Origin of the sequence: Acidovorax sp. NPDC077693, from assembly GCF_044542805.1 — a bacterium.
Lineage (GTDB): Bacteria > Pseudomonadota > Gammaproteobacteria > Burkholderiales > Burkholderiaceae_C > Acidovorax.
The window spans coordinates 188,199-203,871 of sequence record NZ_JBITVD010000012.1 but is presented as its reverse complement, the minus strand read 5'-3'; the positions used below and the strand labels follow the sequence as shown (position 1 = coordinate 203,871).

The 15,673-nt window shown below is 68.7% G+C and carries 17 protein-coding genes; 10 read left to right on the top strand and 7 right to left on the bottom strand.

What is annotated here, in order from left to right:
- The first annotated feature begins 169 nt into the window (after positions 1 to 169).
- Positions 170 to 667, top strand: a complete 498-nt coding sequence (locus ACIGHN_RS18435) for an EVE domain-containing protein (protein ID WP_396505481.1) — start codon at positions 170 to 172, stop codon at positions 665 to 667.
- Positions 668 to 776: 109 nt separating this feature from the next.
- Here ACIGHN_RS18435 and ACIGHN_RS18430 read toward each other — a convergent pair whose 3' ends face one another.
- Complete coding sequence (locus ACIGHN_RS18430; protein ID WP_396505480.1) at positions 777 to 1,202, bottom strand: helix-turn-helix domain-containing protein; 426 nt, start codon at positions 1,200 to 1,202, stop codon at positions 777 to 779.
- A gap of 86 nt (positions 1,203 to 1,288) precedes the next feature.
- On the opposite strand from ACIGHN_RS18430, the gene ACIGHN_RS18425 reads away from it, so the two are divergent.
- The 3 genes from ACIGHN_RS18425 to ACIGHN_RS18415 are packed head-to-tail and all read left to right on the top strand — an operon-like array spanning position 1,289 to position 2,669.
- Positions 1,289 to 1,789 (top strand): DUF2938 domain-containing protein, encoded by a 501-nt coding sequence (locus ACIGHN_RS18425; RefSeq protein ID WP_396505479.1) that lies wholly within the window; start codon positions 1,289 to 1,291, stop codon positions 1,787 to 1,789.
- 41 nt (positions 1,790 to 1,830) lie between these two features.
- Positions 1,831 to 2,448 carry a flavodoxin family protein gene (locus ACIGHN_RS18420; RefSeq protein ID WP_396505478.1) on the top strand — a complete coding sequence of 206 codons (618 nt, stop codon included), beginning with the start codon at positions 1,831 to 1,833 and terminating at the stop codon, positions 2,446 to 2,448.
- Complete coding sequence (locus tag ACIGHN_RS18415; RefSeq protein WP_396505477.1) at positions 2,445 to 2,669, top strand: DUF2798 domain-containing protein; 225 nt, start codon at positions 2,445 to 2,447, stop codon at positions 2,667 to 2,669. Before ACIGHN_RS18420 ends, ACIGHN_RS18415 begins: the two co-directional genes overlap by 4 nt.
- On the opposite strand, the gene ACIGHN_RS18410 is transcribed toward ACIGHN_RS18415, so the two are convergent.
- Complete coding sequence (locus ACIGHN_RS18410) at positions 2,656 to 3,642, bottom strand: class I SAM-dependent methyltransferase (protein ID WP_396505476.1); 987 nt, start codon at positions 3,640 to 3,642, stop codon at positions 2,656 to 2,658. The genes ACIGHN_RS18415 and ACIGHN_RS18410 overlap by 14 nt on opposite strands.
- A 336-nt stretch (positions 3,643 to 3,978) precedes the next feature.
- Here ACIGHN_RS18410 and ACIGHN_RS18405 point away from each other — a divergent pair, with 336 nt between their 5' ends.
- Positions 3,979 to 4,230: a GlsB/YeaQ/YmgE family stress response membrane protein gene (locus ACIGHN_RS18405; protein ID WP_396505475.1), complete on the top strand. Its 252-nt coding sequence runs from the start codon at positions 3,979 to 3,981 to the stop codon at positions 4,228 to 4,230.
- A 100-nt stretch (positions 4,231 to 4,330) separates the two neighbouring features.
- On the opposite strand, the gene ACIGHN_RS18400 is transcribed toward ACIGHN_RS18405, so the two are convergent.
- On the bottom strand, positions 4,331 to 4,927 hold the full coding sequence (locus tag ACIGHN_RS18400; protein WP_396505506.1) for an NUDIX domain-containing protein: 597 nt from the start codon (positions 4,925 to 4,927) through the stop codon (positions 4,331 to 4,333).
- 194 nt (positions 4,928 to 5,121) lie between these two features.
- Here ACIGHN_RS18400 and ACIGHN_RS18395 point away from each other — a divergent pair, with 194 nt between their 5' ends.
- Positions 5,122 to 5,883, top strand: a complete 762-nt coding sequence (locus tag ACIGHN_RS18395) for a DeoR/GlpR family DNA-binding transcription regulator (protein ID WP_396505474.1) — start codon at positions 5,122 to 5,124, stop codon at positions 5,881 to 5,883.
- A gap of 45 nt (positions 5,884 to 5,928) precedes the next feature.
- Here ACIGHN_RS18395 and ACIGHN_RS18390 read toward each other — a convergent pair whose 3' ends face one another.
- Positions 5,929 to 6,867 (bottom strand): LysR substrate-binding domain-containing protein, encoded by a 939-nt coding sequence (locus tag ACIGHN_RS18390; RefSeq protein WP_396505473.1) that lies wholly within the window; start codon positions 6,865 to 6,867, stop codon positions 5,929 to 5,931.
- Positions 6,868 to 7,021: 154 nt separating this feature from the next.
- Between ACIGHN_RS18390 and ACIGHN_RS18385 the strand changes: the two genes are divergently transcribed.
- Positions 7,022 to 7,447 carry a RidA family protein gene (locus ACIGHN_RS18385; protein WP_396505472.1) on the top strand — a complete coding sequence of 142 codons (426 nt, stop codon included), beginning with the start codon at positions 7,022 to 7,024 and terminating at the stop codon, positions 7,445 to 7,447.
- Positions 7,448 to 7,513: 66 nt separating this feature from the next.
- Here the strand turns inward: ACIGHN_RS18385 and ACIGHN_RS18380 are convergent, their stop codons facing one another.
- Complete coding sequence (locus ACIGHN_RS18380) at positions 7,514 to 8,404, bottom strand: LysR family transcriptional regulator (protein ID WP_396505471.1); 891 nt, start codon at positions 8,402 to 8,404, stop codon at positions 7,514 to 7,516.
- A gap of 176 nt (positions 8,405 to 8,580) precedes the next feature.
- Here ACIGHN_RS18380 and ACIGHN_RS18375 point away from each other — a divergent pair, with 176 nt between their 5' ends.
- Positions 8,581 to 9,564: a DMT family transporter gene (locus ACIGHN_RS18375; RefSeq protein ID WP_396505470.1), complete on the top strand. Its 984-nt coding sequence runs from the start codon at positions 8,581 to 8,583 to the stop codon at positions 9,562 to 9,564.
- 91 nt (positions 9,565 to 9,655) lie between these two features.
- Here ACIGHN_RS18375 and ACIGHN_RS18370 read toward each other — a convergent pair whose 3' ends face one another.
- Together ACIGHN_RS18370 and ACIGHN_RS18365 are read right to left on the bottom strand one after the other, a co-directional pair.
- On the bottom strand, positions 9,656 to 11,107 hold the full coding sequence (locus ACIGHN_RS18370) for a sigma-54-dependent transcriptional regulator (RefSeq protein WP_396505469.1): 1,452 nt from the start codon (positions 11,105 to 11,107) through the stop codon (positions 9,656 to 9,658).
- Positions 11,104 to 12,987 carry a sensor histidine kinase gene (locus ACIGHN_RS18365; protein ID WP_396505468.1) on the bottom strand — a complete coding sequence of 628 codons (1,884 nt, stop codon included), beginning with the start codon at positions 12,985 to 12,987 and terminating at the stop codon, positions 11,104 to 11,106. The genes ACIGHN_RS18370 and ACIGHN_RS18365 overlap by 4 nt, the downstream gene beginning before the upstream one ends.
- A gap of 187 nt (positions 12,988 to 13,174) precedes the next feature.
- On the opposite strand from ACIGHN_RS18365, the gene ACIGHN_RS18360 reads away from it, so the two are divergent.
- A complete protein-coding gene (locus ACIGHN_RS18360; protein WP_396505467.1) occupies positions 13,175 to 13,909 on the top strand; it encodes a DUF4166 domain-containing protein in 735 nt (244 codons plus the stop codon).
- 11 nt (positions 13,910 to 13,920) lie between these two features.
- Complete coding sequence (locus ACIGHN_RS18355) at positions 13,921 to 15,399, top strand: TIGR01777 family oxidoreductase (protein WP_396505466.1); 1,479 nt, start codon at positions 13,921 to 13,923, stop codon at positions 15,397 to 15,399.
- Positions 15,400 to 15,673 lie beyond the last annotated feature (274 nt).

Genomic DNA, 15,673 nt, shown 5'->3' with positions numbered 1-15,673 from the left:
AAGTCGTCACGTTCGCGCGCTGGCTCTTTATCTGGCTATTTTTGTGCTCTACCGCTGGATGGACAAGCGCCAGCAGCTATACATTCAATAGCACCCAGGCGTGCACGCCGCCTCGGGACCAGAAGCTCAATGGGCCCCCATGCAGCCCCGGCTTTGCCAAAATGCCGCCATGACCACGCCCACCGCCCCACTTGGCCGCACGCCGCACTACTGGCTCATGAAGTCCGAGCCCGAAGAATGCTCCATCGACGACGCCCTGGCCGCCCCGGCCGCCACCGTGCCGTGGACCGGCGTGCGCAACTACCAGGCCCGCAACTTCATGCGTGACGACATGCAGGTGGGCGACGGCGTACTGTTCTACCATTCGAGCTGCCCCGAACTCGGCATCGTCGGCATCGCGCGCGTGGCCTCGGGCACGCGGCCGGACCCGACCCAGTTCGACCCCGCATCGCCCTACCACGACCCCAAGTCACCGGCAGACAAGCCGCGCTGGCTGCTGCTGGACGTGCAGGCGGTGAAGAAGACGCGGCTGATGCCCCTGGCTGAAATGCGGGAGCACCCCGCCTTGACCGAGATGCGCGTGCTGCAAAAGGGAAGCCGCCTGTCCATCACGCCCGTCGCCCCGGCCGAGTGGGCGGCCATTGTCAGCGCCTTGCAGGCGGGCTGACGGGGCTCATCGCTTTCGCATTTCTGCCGCATCGCTGCGGTATCGCTCTCCAGGGCAGCCATAGCGCAGCGCCGGCCACCGCCGCACGGCCCGGTCGCGGCCCACGCACTCACCCTCGCCGCCGGGGCATGAGCTCTCGCGGCGCTATGTCGCCCGACGCTGCGGACTGCAGCAGCTTGCGAAACGACGGGCACTCCATGTGGCTCGGCGCCGGGCACACGGCGGCATGGCGCAGGCTGGCGCTCATGGCCTCCAGGCGCCGCACCATTTCATCGATCTGGTCCGCCTTGGCCGTCAGCATGCCGCGGTCGATGTCGGGCTGGCCGTCGCTTGCGAACATGGTGGCGATCTCGTCCAGCGAGAAGCCCGCCACGCGCCCCAGCGCGATCAACGCGAGCTGATCGAGCACCCGCGCGTCGAACAGCCGCCGCAGGCCGTGGCGGCCGGTGGAGGCTATCAAGCCTTTTTCCTCGTAGTACCGCAGGGTGGACGCGGCCACGCCCGAGCGCCTGGCGACTTCGCCGATGTCGATCACAAAAACCTCTTGACTTCAAGTTGACTTGAATTCGTACAGTACCCAGACACCGGTGCTCAGTCAACTGTGAAAGAAACGAGGAACCTATGAATGAATGGACCCACGAGGCGCTGCACGTGCTGTGGATCGGCGTCGGCGCCACGGCGGTGATGGACGTGTGGCTGGCTGCGCTGCGGCGGCTGGGCGTGCCCACGCAGCCGTTTGCGCTCATCGGGCGCTGGGCGGGGCACCTGCTGCGGGGACGGTGGTTTCACACCGCCATCGCCAAGTCCACGCCGGTGCGTGGCGAGCGCGTGGCGGGCTGGACCGTGCACTACGCCGTCGGCATCGGGTTTGGGGCCCTGGCGGTGCTGGTGAACGGCCGCGCCTGGGCTGCAGAGCCCACACCGCTGCCGGCGCTGGCCATCGGCATTGCCACCGTGGTGGCGCCCTGGTTCGTGATGCAGCCCTCCATGGGCAGCGGCATCGCGGCGTCCCGCACCGCCACGCCCTGGCGCAACCGGCTGCGCAGCCTGGCCAACCACGCGGTGTTCGGCCTGGGCCTGTACCTCGCCGCCTGGGCGTGGAGCCGCTGCGTTGCGGCCTGACCCATTTTTGCCTATCCCTGTTTTTGAATGGAGCTTTTGACATGACGACAAGCAAGAAGATCGCGGTGGTGTTCCACAGCGCCCACGGCCACACCGAGCACATCGCCCAGCACGTCGCGCACGGGGCGCGCAACGTGGGCGGCACACAGGTGCAATTGATCGAAGCCGCCAACCTGACCCCGGCGCCTGATGTGCTGCAAGAATTCGACGGCCTGGTGTGGGGGTCGCCCACCTACCTGGGCGGGGTGTCGGGCGTGTTCAAGACCTTCATGGACGCGACCGGCGGCCTGTGGCGCCGACAGCAACTGCAAGGGCGGCTGGCGGCGGGTTTCACCGTGTCGTCGCTGCCGGCGGGCGACAAGCAGTCCACGCTGCAGTCGATGTTCGTGTTCTCCATGCAGCACGGGATGGTCTGGGTGGGCAACCCCATCCTGCCCGAGCAGCACAGCGGCACGCCCTATGACGAGGCGGCCAACCGCCTGGGTTCGTGGTCGGGCCTGATGGCGCAGGCGGGGCATGCGTCTGCACCCGATGCGTTTGCGCCCGGCGACATCAGGACGGCCCACCTGTTCGGGCAAAACTTTGCGCGCAAGGTGCACGGCTTTGCGCCCCACACCGTGCAGGGCATGGTGGCAGACGCAGCCGAGGCCGCAGCATGATCCCGCAGCGCTTTGCGCCGGTGCTGTTCGGCTTCATCCTGTCGGGCCTGATGTCGCTGCTGGTGTCAGGCATCTCCACGCTGCACGCGCGCGGCTGGTCGGCCGAATTCGTCGGCGTGTGGGCTGGGGCCTGGCTCACGGCCTGGGCTTTTGCGTTCCCTTGCGTGCTGGTGGCGGCCCCGCTGGCGCGGCGCTGGGTGGCGGGGCTTACGTCGCCGTAGCGCTGGCGGTGTCCGGGGCCACCAGGTCAGGCGCGCGGTACACCAGCACCTTGAGCGCCCGGTCTGCATCGGCGTCGGCAAACACGGCCGGGTTGGCCACGCGCTCCACAAAGGCGAGCTCCGGCGCCAACTCGCGCATCTGGTCCTGCAGAAAAGCCGCGCCCAGTTCCGGCGCATTCAGGCACAGCAGCGCGTGGCCGCCCGGCGCCAGCAGATCGGGCAGGCGGCGCATCAGGCGCGCATAGTCCTTGGTGGCCACGAAGCTGCCCTTCTGGTAGCTGGGCGGGTCCACGATGACCAGGCCATAGGGCCCACCGCGCGTGATCTTGCCCCAGCTGCTGAAGATGTCGTGCGGCAAAAACGCGGCGCCGGTGGTGATGCCGTTGAGCTGGTGGTTCTGCTGCCCGATGCCGATGGCCCCATGGCTCATGTCCACGTTGACCACCTGCCGGGCGCCCGCCTGCAGCGCCACCACCGAAAACGCACAGGTGTACGCAAACAGGTTGAGCACCTTGAGGCCGTAGCGGTCTGCGCTGCGCGCGGCTGCGTAGTCGTGCACCCACCGGCGGCCTGCGGCCATGTCGAGGAACAGACCGTGGTTCTGCCCGCGCAGCACGTGCACGCGGTAGCGCGCGCCGGCTTCGGTCACCGTGTGCGGGTCGGGCACGGCGCCGGCCATCAGGCGGGTCTCGCTGCGGCCCTCCATGCGCAGGGCCTCGCCCCGGTGCTGGAACACCCAGTTGAGCGGCTCGGCGGCCGGGGCGATCTGCGCCCAGCGTGCCTGCAGGGCCGCGCCGATGGCAGCCAGCTCTTCTTCCGTCGCGGGCGCAAAGCTGGTCAGCACGAAGACCGGCGGGTAGGCATCCAGCGCCCATTGTTCGCAGCCGGGGTGCAGACCACCGCGGCCATGAAAGACGCGCCCGGCTTCGGTCGGCAGGGGCATGGAGGCAATGGCGTCGAGCAGGGCTTGCATGGGAGCGTTGAGGTGAAGAACAACCGTGGAGGTGATAAAAAACAGCCGCTACCGCTGGATGGATGAGCGCGGACAGCTACGGAATCAATAGCACGGGATTATCGCGCGCGGGGCGGTGGTGCAGGCGTGCACTCGGCGGTTTGCCTTCACTCGCGATTCAGCATCCACCTACAGCCACCTGCATCGACCAGTGCAAAGATGTGCGGCCGTGACCAAAGCGCAAACCAATGGGCTATCGATCGCCCACCCAAGGCCTGGCAGCAAATGCCATTACATTCGCTGCCAGTGCATGGCCACGGCCTCAACTTCAGCCAAAGACCTCAACCAAGGAACCTCATGTTTTCCATCATCGGAACCATCATCGTCGGCTTCATCGTGGGACTGATCGCGCGGGCCCTGAAGCCGGGCGACGACAAGCTGGGCTTGATCATGACCACGTTGCTGGGCATCGCAGGGGCGTTTGTCGCGCGCTATGTGGGTGTGGCCATGGGCTGGTATGCACCCGAAGCGCCCGTGGGCTGGATCGCATCGATCATCGGCGCCATCGTGCTGCTGGTGATCTACGGGCTGGTCAAGAAGAAGGCCTGACCCTCGGCAGGGCTGTGGGCCGCGATGGGTGGGCAGTGCCCTGAAAGCGGAGCACCGCGACCCCACCGCGAGTCTCCGCACCTGATTCCCTTGCTCGGCCCTACCCCGCCGCGCCCTGCAGCATCAACGCCACATGCTGCAGCAGCATCACCGTCTTGCCGTCCTCGATGGCGCCGCTGCCGATGCCCGCCAGGGCTTCGGCCAGCGGCATCTCGATGACCTCGATGTCCTCCCCTTCGTCGGCCAGCCCGCCCCCGCTGCGGATGCGGTCCGCTGGCTCGTATTCGGCCACGAAGAAGTGGAGCTTTTCAGTGACGGAGCCCGGGCTCATGTACGCCTCGAACACCTTGCGCGGCTGGCGCACGCGGTAGCCGGTTTCTTCCTCGGCTTCGCGGCGGATGCAGGTTTCAGGGTCGTCACCGTCGAGCAGGCCCGCGCAGGTCTCGACCAGCATGCCATCGGCGCTGCCGTTCAGAAACGCCGGCAGGCGGAACTGGCGTGTGAGCACCACCATCCGCCGGCGCGGGTCGAACAGCAGCAGCGCCGCGCCGTTGCCCCGGTCGTAGGCCTCGCGGCTCAAGGTCTGCCACTGGCCGTCGCGGCGGCGCAGGTCGAAGGTGACCTTGCGCAGCGTGTACCAGTGGTCGGAAAGCACATCCACCGCCAACAGCTGGACCTGGTCAGTGCTGGCCGGCACCGGCGCGGGCACGGGGCGGCTCACAGGCTTGTTCCTTCGGCCGGCACGGCGGGGGTGCGCTGGTGCAGCGGGAGGTCGTGGTCGATAGAGGTGGACATGGTTTTGCGCCATCGTGATTCGTGCAATATCATGCACAAACACGCAAATTCACGCAACCCGGGTACCGTACCGTTTGCCCACGCCACGTTTCTCCCATGCTGACCCGCCACCGCAAGCAACTTATCCTGGAACGCCTTCGGCAGCACGGCCAGGTCGTGGCCAAAGCCCTGAGCGAAGAACTCGGCATCTCCGAAGATACGGTGCGCCGCGACCTGCGCGAGCTGGCGGCCGACGGTCTGCTGCAGCGCGTGCACGGCGGCGCCCTGCCCGCCTCCGCCGCCGTGGGCAGCCTGCAGGTGCGCGAGCAACTGGCTCCCGAAGACAAGCGCGCCCTGGGCCGCGCCGGGGCGGCGCTGGTGCAGCCCGGCCAGGTGGTGATCCTGGACGGCGGCACCACGTCGCTGCAGGTGGTGCAGCACCTGCCGCTGCAGCTTCGCGCCACCATCGTCACGCACAGCCCCGCCGTGGCCGTCGCGCTGGCGGGGCATACGGAGTTGGAGGTGCTGGTGCTGGGGGGCCGCCTGTTCCGCCACTCGATGGTGAACGTGGGCGCCAGCGTGGTCGAAGCTGCGGCCCAGCTGCGCGCGGAGCTGTACCTCATGGGCGTGACCGGGGTGCATGCGGACGCGGGCCTGACCACGGGCGACTTCGAGGAGGCCGCCGTCAAACGCGCCCTGCTCCAGCGCGCGGCCGAGACGGTGGTGCTGGCCTCTGCCGACAAGCTGGGGGCCGCATCGGCCTTCACGGTGGCGCCGCTCAAGGCCCTGGCAGGCCTGGTGGTGCCTGCCGACACGCCCGCACGCGTGCGCAATGCGCTGAAGGCGGCCGGAGCGCCCGTGACCCTGGCACCCGCCTGATCCTGGGTGGACCTGGGGGGCCGGTGCAGACCCGCAGGCGCTGCCTCAGGGCCGGGGCAAGCCGCCGCCCGGCCCCACCAGCGGGGCATGCTGCGCCATCAGGGCGGCCACCCAGTCGATGAACACCCGCGCCTTGGCGCTCACGTGGCGGTTGGGTGGGTAGGCCACGTACAGCGGCATGGTGTCCAGCGCCCAGTCCTGGAACAAAGGCACCAGCTCGCCAGTGCCCAGGTGCGGCTGGGCGATGTAATGCGGCAACCACAGGATGCCCATGCCCGCCAGCCCCGCGGCCTGGTAGGCATTGCCGTCGTCCACCGCCAGCACATAGCGGCCCTGCACCTGCACGTCCTCTGCGCCGCGCCGCATCGCATACGGAAAGGTCTTGCCCGAGCGCGACCACAGGAATCCCACCACGCGGTGGTGCGTGTCCTCCAGGTCCTTCGGGTGCGCTGGCATCCCGGCGCGCTCCAGATAGCCGGGGGCCGCATACACCCCAAGCTGCAGGTCGCCGACCCGCCGCGCGATGAGCGACTGGTCCTGGATCTCGCCCCCGCGCACCACGCAATCCACGTTGTCGCCGATGAGGTCGACCATGCGGTCGCTCACGCCCATGTCGAGCTGGATGTCGGGGTACTGCGCATGGAACTGCGGCAGGGCCGGCACCAGGATCAGCCGGGCCAGCGGGCTGGGCACGTCCACCCGCAAACGCCCCCGGGGCGCGGCCGATGCGCTCGACAGGCTGGTTTCCGCATCGTCCATGTCGGCCAGCAGCCGCACCGCGCGCTCGTAGTACGCAGCGCCATCGGCGGTGACCTGCACCCGGCGCGTGGTGCGGTGCAGCAGCTTCACCCGCAGCCGCGCCTCCAGCTGCTGCACCAGCTGCGTGACCGTGGTCTTGCTGACGTGCAGGGTGTCCGCCGCCTTGGTGAAGCTGCCCGATTCAACCACACGCACGAAGGCCTGCATTGCATCGAACCGGTCCATAGCGCTCCTGTCTTGCCGAAGATTGGCCAACGATTGTTTGGAGTTTACAAACAGTGATGGACAGGCTGGCCTGTTTATCCCCGGCGGGCGCGCCGATAAATTGCAGGGCATCGACAACCCGGGCCGACACGGCCCACCGAAAAGGAATATTCCCATGCCCTCGACCATGCCCTCGACGTCTCCCCGCGACGTGGTCTTTCCGCCCGGGCGCCAGGCGCTCTACGAGAAGAACCGCTACTCGCCCGCCATCCGGTCCAACGGCTTTCTGTTCGTCTCCGGCCAGGTCGGCAGCCGCCCCGACGGCTCGCCCGAGCCCGACTACCAGGCCCAGGTGCGGCTGGCCTTCGAGAACCTGAACGCCATCCTGCAGGCCGCTGGCTGCACCTTCGACGACGTGATCGATGTGACGGTGTTCATGGTGGACCCGGAGACCCATTTCGAGGCCGCGTGGGAGGTGGTGGGCGAATACTGGGGCAACGCGCCGCACCCTACGCTCACAGGCATCGGGGTGACGTGGCTGTATGGCTTTCAGTTCGAGATCAAGGTGATCGCCAAGCTACCCGCAGCTGCGGACCGCTGAACGCTGAACGCTGAACGCCCGCTGCAGCAGGTTCTGTCGGTGTGATGCGGTCAGATCCAGGCCGAATCAGTGCGACCCGGCGCGCAGCGCATCCACGAGCGCCTGCGCAAAGCCCGACAGCACCACACCGCGGCGCACGCAGATCTGCAGGTCGCGCTGGGCCCAGGGCTCGTCCATCTCCACCACCACGGGCGGCTCGCTCAGGCCCGCGACCGGCACCGCACCGCGGGGCACCAGGCCAATGCCCACACCCGCCCCCACCATGCGGCACACCGCCTCGAAGCTGCGCACCTGAATGCGCACATCCAGGTGCCGGCCCAGGGCAGCCGCTGCATTCATGGTGAAAGTGTGAATGGCCGAGCCGGCGTGCAGCATGACGAAGGCGTGGTCCAGCACTTCGGCAAACCCCACCTTGGCGCGCGCAGCCAGTGCGTGGCCTGCGGGGACGATGAGCACGAGGCGGTCCTGCCGGTAGGGCGCCAGCTCAACCCCCGCGCCCGTGCCGCTGTCGGCCAGCACCCCCACCTCGATCTCGCCGCTGGCCACCGCGACCACGATCTCTGCGCTGGTGCGCTCCTCCAGGCTCACGCTGACCTGCGGGTGCCGCTTCAGGAACCCCGCCAGGTCGTCCGGCAGAAAAGTGTGGGTGGCGTGCGTGTTGGCCCACAGGCTCACATGGCCACGGATGCCGGTGGCAAAGGGCGACAGGTTGGCGTGCATCTGCTCGATGCTGGCCAGCACCTGCCGCGCATTGCGCAGCAGCGCCTCGCCCGCGCGGGTGAGCGCCAGGCCGCGCGTCTGCCGCTCGAACAGCGTGGTGTTCAGCGCCTCTTCCAGCCGCCGCAGCCGGTGGCTGGCGGACGACGGCGCCAGATAGGCGCGTGCGGCGCCGCGTGTGAGGTTGCGCTCCTCGGCCATGGCAACGAAGAGGCGCAGATCGGTGAGGTCGTAGTTCAAGGGCGGCCTGGCATCGTTCGTCTGCAACGAACTCAGGGTTGCGGGATGGGCAATTGTGCATGAGTGCTTGCCAGGGCACCATGCAACCCCTTATCACTCCATGCCGATGCAAAGCACACACAGCGTTCGAAGATTTCACACGATCTGAACGCACTGCCTTGCCGCACAAATCCCCCATGCCCTGGAAGAACTGGTCCGCCGAACGCCTTGGTCTTGCCCTCGCCATCCTGGCTGCACTGGGCTTTTCGTTCAAGGCCATCTTTGTGAAGCTGGCCTACGCCGTGCCGCAGGCGGTACCCGTGGATTCGGTCACCTTGCTGTGCCTGCGCATGGCGTTTTCCGTCCCGGTGTTCGCCTGGGTCGGCTGGCGTGCCAGCCGGCAGCTCGCGCCCCTGAGCGGCCGCGACTGGCTGGCCATCGTCGCGCTGGGGCTGCTGGGCTACTACGGCGCCAGCATCCTCGACTTCATCGGCCTGCAGTACATCACTGCCAGCCTGGAGCGGCTGATCCTGTTCACCTACCCCACGCTCACCATCGTGATCGGTGTGCTCTTCATGGGCAAGCGGGCATCCCGCCGCGAGATGGGGGCGCTGCTGCTGTCCTACGCCGGCATCGGCCTGGCCTTTGCGCACGACCTGCAGATCGCGGGCGACACCCGCGCCGTGTTCCTGGGCGCAGGCTTCGTGTTCGGCTCGGCGGTGTCGTACGCGTTCTACCAGGCCGGCAGCGAGCCCGCCATCCGCAGACTGGGCGCGGCGCGCTTCACCGCGCTGGCCATGCTGGTCTCCACCGGCGCGACGCTGCTGCACTTCATGGTGTCGCAACCGATGGGCGCCCTGGTGCAACCGGCACCGGTCTACCTGCACGCGCTGGGCATGGCTGTGTTTTCCACCGTGCTGCCGGTGTTCATGACATCCGCAGCCATCCGCCGCATCGGCGCAGCTCAAACCGCGCTGGTGGGCACGCTGGGCCCTATCCTCACGATCTTCTTCGGTTGCTGGCTGCTGGACGAGCCGCTGTCCTGGCCACAGATGGCGGGGGCTGCGCTGGTGCTGGCGGGGGTGCTGCTCATCAGCAAGCGCGGCAGCACGGCGGCGCCCCGCGCGCCGGACGGAGCGACGTCGCCCGCATCCGCCGAACCCGCCGCCAGGTCAACCTGACCCCGCGCGCGGTGGGCGCCCAAGGAGGGGCGTTAGCCTCCCGCCTGTCCGTGCCCAGGCCGCACCAGTGCCTGTGGCCAGGCTCGCGGGCTCACTTCAAACCCAGCCGCGTCAGCTTCTTGATCAAGCCCACCCGCGAAATCCCCAGCCGCCGCGCTGCTTCCGACTGATTGCCCGACACTGCCGCCATGGTGTCGCGCAGCATGCGCACTTCCAGCTCCATCAGCGCCGCGTCCAGCGGCCCGGTGCTGCCGTGCGGGGCCTGCGGGCTGGCGGGGAGGTTCGCTGCGGTGTCCGTCATGTCGGGGATATCGCCGCTGGCCAGTTGCAGCAGCGCTGCATCCACCTCGCGCTGCCCGGGCATCAGCAGTGCCCCGGCGGACTCCACCACCGCCTTGAGCTCGCGCACATTGCCCGGCCACTCGCGCGCCATCAGCCATGCCAGGGCGCTGGCCGACAGGCTGGCGCGGTGTGCCACGCGGTGCAGAAACCGCGTGGCCAGCAGCGGGATGTCGGCGGGCCGCTCCGCCAGCGACGGCGTGCGCAAGACCACCCCTTTGAGGCGGTAGAACAGGTCCTCGCGGAAGGACCCGTCGCGCACCATGGCCTCCAGATCGCGGTGGGTGGCGGCCACCACGCGGGTGTCGGCACGTTTTGGCACACGGCCGCCCACGGGCACGAAGGACCCCTCTTGCAAAAAGCGCAGCAGCTTGACCTGCATGGGCGGCGGCATCTCGCCCACCTCGTCCAGAAACAGCGTGCCGCCGTGCGCGGCCTCCACCAGGCCGGGCTGGTCGCGGTAGGCGCCGGTGAAGCTGCCCTTCATGTGGCCGAAAAGCTCACTCTCCAGCAGTTCTGCCGACAAGGCGCCGCAGTGGATGGCGACGAAGGGCTCGTTGCGGCGCGCGCTGCAGGCGTGCAAGGCACGGGCCACCAGCTCCTTGCCGGTGCCTGTGGGGCCCAGCACCAGCACGCTGACGTGGGTGGGCGCCACGCGGCGCACCAGGGCGCGCAATTGCGCTGTGGCGGCCGCCTGCCCCACCATGCCCAGATCGTCCAGCGACTGCCCTGCACGCAGCGCGGCCAGTTCGGCATCCAGCCTGGCCTTGCGCAGGCCGCGCGTCACCACGAACCGCAGCATGTCCGGGTCGATCGGCTTGGTCAGAAAGTCCCAGGCGCCCAGCTCGGTGGCGCGCAGGGCCAGTGCGTGGTCGCCGTGGCCGGTCAACACCACCACCGGCACGCGCGCAAAACGCGGGATCAGTTCCAGGCCGATCTCCGGGTCCATGTGCGGCGGCATGGCCAGGTCCAGCAGCACCAGCTCGGGCTGCTGTTTGGCAAACGCCGCCAGGGCCTGGTCGCCATCGCCCGCCAGCGTGACGGTGTGGCCCAGGTTGCGCAAGAAGGCGCCGCCCAGCCGCTGAAAAGCCGCTTCGTCGTCCACCAGAAGCACATGGCCGTTTTGCGGCTCGTCGGCCGGCGTGGCGCCTTGCTCCGCCTGCGGCTGGGCGTCGGCTGCGTTGTCTGTGGTGTGGGCTGTCATGGCAGGCGTTGCGTCGTCGTCAAGGGAAAGCGCAGCGTGAAGCAGGTGCTCCACGGAGGCCGCTCGGTCAGAGCCACCGAACCGCCGTGCGCAGCCATGATGCGCGCCACGATGGCCAGGCCCAGCCCGGTGCCACCGGGGCTGCGCGATGCAAAAGGCTCGAACAGCCGGCTGCGGATTTCGTCGGGCACGCCGGGGCCGGCGTCGCAGATGTGCAGCAGCACGGCGTTGTCGGTGGTTTCTGCGTCGATGTGCACGGGGCTGTGTGTTGCTGGCGCCGATTCAACGCCATCGGCCTCGGACTCCATCGCGATGCGCGCGTTCTCCAGCAAATTGGTCAGCACCTGGTCCACACGCCGGGGGTCCGCCTGCAACACCAGCGGCTGGGCCAGGCCCACGCCCAGGCTCACCTGGGGCAGACGCTGCGCTGCATTGCGCACGTGGGCGGCCAGGTCGAGCTCGCGGGGTGCCAGCTTCCAGGGCTTGGCAAAGTCCAGCAGGTCGTGCGTCAGGTTGGCAATGCGCGCCACCTGGTCGGCCACCTCGCGCCGGGTCTCGCCGGGCGCAGCAGCCACGGCCATGGAGATGATGTTGAGCGGGTTGCGGATGTCGTGCGCCACCGTGGCGGCCAGTGCGCCCAGCTCGGCCAGCCGCGCCTGCAACTGGCGCTCGCGTTCGCGGGCGGCAAACTGCTGCGCCTGCTCGACGCGCGCCGCCGCCTCGGCCACCACCGTGCCGAACAGCTCGGCCACATGGCGCGGCCCGGGGGGTGCCGCGTCCCAGCCCTGCAGCGTGGTCTGCCAGCCTTGCTCTGCGGGGCTGCACACCAGCTGCGGGGTGCTGCCGGGGGGCGTTGATGGTGCCGTTGACGCCGTTGGCGATGTGGAAGTGGGCGAAGTGCCAACCTGCACCTCCACCTGCGTGCCAATGCGCGTGCTCAGCAGCGTGGCCGCCTGCTGCGCCAGCGCCTGGGGCGTCTCGGCCGACAGCAGTGCGCTGCGCCAGGCGCCCAGGTCGGCCACCGACACCTCGCCCCCTGGGTAGACCAGCCGCTCGGCCACGCGGCGCACCGGGCCGTTGAGCGCCAGCACACTGGCCGCCACCGCCAGACCGCCCAGCCAGCGCGACTCGAACGGCAGCAGTGGCGTGAGCGCCAGCACCACCGCCCCCAGCGCCAACAGCAGCGCCCACACCAGCGCGCGCCGTGCCCAGGCGTTGGCCACAAACACACCGTAACGCAAGATGCCGTAGACCAGAATCAACGAGTACAGCGGCAGACCCAGCAGCGGAAACGGGTAGATCGGCCAATCCAGCACCGCAATGCCGTAGCCCGCCAGGCACAGCAGGCCCCACAGGCACGACGCGGTGACGGCGGCAATCTGCCGAAACTTCTGCCCGTCGCCCGACCGGCGCGCGCGCAGCAAGGCCAGCAGCAGCACCGCCACACCGCCCATGCCCAGAATGACCCAGGCCATGCTGGCGATGGTGCCCACCGGGTCGGCCACGGCAATGAAGCCGATGTCGCGGTGCTCGATCAGATGGCCCGGCACCAGGATGACGGAGACCACCGTGGCGCCACCACCCAGCGCATAGGCCGCCGCAACGCCCCAGCGCCCCAGGTCCACCCGGCAAAACACCGTGCAGAAATGAAAAAACAGCGCGGAGGTAAATGGCGCCGTGGCCAGCAAGCGCATCGCCACCGGTTCGGTCTCGGGCCCCAGCCAGTTGGGCAGCTCGTTGCCCACCATCCACAGCGAGATGCCGATCAAGAACGCCGCCAGCAACCGCGCTCCCGCCACACGGTCGGCCCAGGCCAGCAGCAAGGCGGCCAACACCAGCGTTTCAAGCACCGAGAACCCGAGGACGGCGTGGATCAGCATACGCGGACGATGGTGGGGATCATGGTGTGACCTGTTCCTGGCGTTAACGGTAGGGGCTGCGCGCACTGTAAACCAAGTATGCAGGTCGCACATCAAATTTCAATGAAATCAAGCACTTGCAGCGGCCGCCGAGGCTGGCCCGGGTTTCGCAATAGAGAGGGCAACCGCCACTCTTGCAAAGCCTGCCATGTTTGCCCTGTTCACCCCAGCGCCCCGCCACTGCGCCACCACCCCTGCCCACCCTGCCCCGGTGCTCGACCTGCAAGCCCTGGCCGGCGCTGCCGCCTGGGCACGCCTGCCCGCCGCCGTGCAACGCCGCTTTGGCACCGCCCACGCCGACGTGAGCTACCAGGGCCACCTGGACCTGCGCTGCTCGCTCATCGGCCACATCTACGCCGCGCTGACCCGGCCCTGGGGCGGCCCGCTGACCCACATCCACACCACCGCCCTGCCCGCCACCGTGCACGTCAGCCACAACGGGCGCGGCGGCGTGGTGTGGGAGCGGCGCTTTCACACCGGCACGGGCGCCACCAACGACAACGGCACACACACCAGCGCAGACCGCACCGTGCGGTCCACCAAGGAGCTGGGCGCCGACGGCACCCTGCTGGAGCGCACCGACGGCGGCCTGGCCATGTCGCTGGACGTGCTGGAAGAAGACGGCGCGCTGGTGTTCCGCAGCCGCCGCTTCTGGTGGGTGGTGGCGGGCCTGCGCATCCCCGTGCCGACCCTGCTCACGCCTGGCACATGCCGCGTGGCCCACACTGATCTGGGCGGGGGCCAGTTCCGCTTCACGCTGAGCATGGTGCACCCGCTGTGGGGCGAGACCTTCCACCAGTCCGGCGTATTCACCGACCCCGTGGTCGACACCACGACCGAGTACTCCAGCACACCCGTCGGCATCGATTCATCGTCACACTGAAGGCAAACACCATGACCGCCATGAACACCATCTTTTCGCTGCTCTCCATCCAGGCCGCGCTGGGGGCCTTCGACAACCTGTGGCACCACGAACTGCAGGCCCGGCTGCCGCAGCGCACCTCGGCACGGTATGAACTGGCGCTGCACGCCGCACGCGAGGCCATCTACGGCGTCGTCTTTGTCGGCCTGGCCTGGTTTGAATGGCGCGGCGCCTTTGCCGCCGTGCTGGCGGCCCTGCTGCTGGTCGAGCTGGGCATCACCCTGGCCGACTTTCTGGAAGAAGACCGCACCCGCCGCCTGCCGCCGTTCGAACGTGTGCTGCACACCGTGCTGACCATCAGCTACGGCCTCTTCCTGGGCCTGGTCGCCCCCGCGCTCTGGGCCTGGGTGCAGCAACCCACCGGCATGGTGCTGGCGCCGCACGGCTGGGTGTCGTGGCTGTTCACGGCGTATGCCATCGGCGTGTGGGCCTGGAGCGTGCGCAACGTGCTGGCGGCCATCAAGCTCTACCGCACAGCACCGCCAACACCACAGCCCAGTGCCGTACACCCCCATGGCATGCAATCCCAGCCAGCCACGCTGGTGACCGGTGCCACCGGATTCGTGGGCAGCGCCCTGGTGGCCGACCTGGTGCGCGACGGCCAGCGGGTGATCGTGTTGACCCGCGATGCCCTGCAAGCCCGCGCCAGCTTTGGCCCCGGCGTGTGGGTGGTGGACACCCTGGACGCCATCCCGTCAGAGACGACCATCGACGCAGTGGTCAACCTGGCAGGCGCCCGCGTTCTGGGCATGCCATGGACCCAGGCACGCAGACGCCAACTGCTGGCCAGCCGTGTCGACACCACCGTGGCCGTCGTTAGCCTGATGCGCCGCCTGCAGAAGGCCCCGCGCGTGCTGGTCAGCGCATCGGCCGTGGGCTTCTACGGCGCATCACCCAACGCGTCGATGGAGCCCTTGGACGAAACCGCCCCACCCCGGCCGGGCGAGTTCCAGTCCGACCTGTGCGCCGCCATCGAACACGAGGCGCGCCGCGCCGAAGCGCTGGGCGTGCGGGTGGTACGCATGAGGTTGGGGGTGGTGCTGGGGCATGGTGGTGGCGCGTATCCAATGCAAGCGCTGGCCGCACGCCTGGGCCTGGGCGCCGTGCTGGGGCATGGCCGCCAACCTGCGCCGTGGGTGCACCTGGCCGATGCGGTGGGGCTGGTGCGGTTTGCGATGGCGCACAACACCCTGCAAGGCCCCGTCAATGCTGTGGCGCCTGATGCGGTGACGCAAGCCACGTTTGCGCAGGCGCTGGCTGCATCGTTTGGGCGGCGTGCCTGGCTGCGCACGCCAGGGTTGCCGTTGCGGGTCTTGCTGGGGGAAATGTCCACCCTGTTGCTGGACGGGCAGAACGCCGTGCCGCGTGCCGCGCTGGCGCAGGGGTACCGGTTCCTGCACCCGTTGCTCGGTGGCGCCCTGGCTCACCTGGCGAAGGGTCAAAAGGCCTGACCGCTAGGGATCCTCTGCACGAATTGAGCTGCCAAGTGTGCGCTGCGGATCGGGATGGAGTGCAAGGCGCAAGACGCAGCAATAGCCGTAGCTATTGCGAGTATTTGCAACGCCGCAGGCCGCCCGAGACCGCAGATGCACACGGCGCGATGATTCGTGCAGAGGGTCCCTAGGGATCCTCTGCACGCATCGAGCTGCCAAGTGTGCGCTGCGGATCGGGATGGAGTTCAAGGCGCAAAACGCAGCAATAGCCATAGCAATAGCGATAGCGATA

Excerpts from the sequence above, each read along its gene's own strand:
- ACIGHN_RS18355 (WP_396505466.1), top strand. The coding sequence starts at position 13,921 with ATGACCGCCATGAACACCATCTTTTCGCTGCTCTCCATCCAGGCCGCG.
- ACIGHN_RS18395 (WP_396505474.1), top strand. The coding sequence starts at position 5,122 with ATGCTGACCCGCCACCGCAAGCAACTTATCCTGGAACGCCTTCGGCAG.
- ACIGHN_RS18415 (WP_396505477.1), top strand. The coding sequence starts at position 2,445 with ATGATCCCGCAGCGCTTTGCGCCGGTGCTGTTCGGCTTCATCCTGTCG.
- ACIGHN_RS18385 (WP_396505472.1), top strand. The coding sequence starts at position 7,022 with ATGCCCTCGACCATGCCCTCGACGTCTCCCCGCGACGTGGTCTTTCCG.
- ACIGHN_RS18435 (WP_396505481.1), top strand. The coding sequence starts at position 170 with ATGACCACGCCCACCGCCCCACTTGGCCGCACGCCGCACTACTGGCTC.
- ACIGHN_RS18410 (WP_396505476.1), bottom strand. The coding sequence starts at position 3,642 with ATGCAAGCCCTGCTCGACGCCATTGCCTCCATGCCCCTGCCGACCGAA.
- ACIGHN_RS18420 (WP_396505478.1), top strand. The coding sequence starts at position 1,831 with ATGACGACAAGCAAGAAGATCGCGGTGGTGTTCCACAGCGCCCACGGC.
- ACIGHN_RS18360 (WP_396505467.1), top strand. The coding sequence starts at position 13,175 with ATGTTTGCCCTGTTCACCCCAGCGCCCCGCCACTGCGCCACCACCCCT.
- ACIGHN_RS18375 (WP_396505470.1), top strand. The coding sequence starts at position 8,581 with ATGCCCTGGAAGAACTGGTCCGCCGAACGCCTTGGTCTTGCCCTCGCC.
- ACIGHN_RS18405 (WP_396505475.1), top strand. The coding sequence starts at position 3,979 with ATGTTTTCCATCATCGGAACCATCATCGTCGGCTTCATCGTGGGACTG.
- ACIGHN_RS18365 (WP_396505468.1), bottom strand. The coding sequence starts at position 12,987 with ATGCTGATCCACGCCGTCCTCGGGTTCTCGGTGCTTGAAACGCTGGTG.
- ACIGHN_RS18370 (WP_396505469.1), bottom strand. The coding sequence starts at position 11,107 with ATGACAGCCCACACCACAGACAACGCAGCCGACGCCCAGCCGCAGGCG.
- ACIGHN_RS18425 (WP_396505479.1), top strand. The coding sequence starts at position 1,289 with ATGAATGAATGGACCCACGAGGCGCTGCACGTGCTGTGGATCGGCGTC.
- ACIGHN_RS18390 (WP_396505473.1), bottom strand. The coding sequence starts at position 6,867 with ATGGACCGGTTCGATGCAATGCAGGCCTTCGTGCGTGTGGTTGAATCG.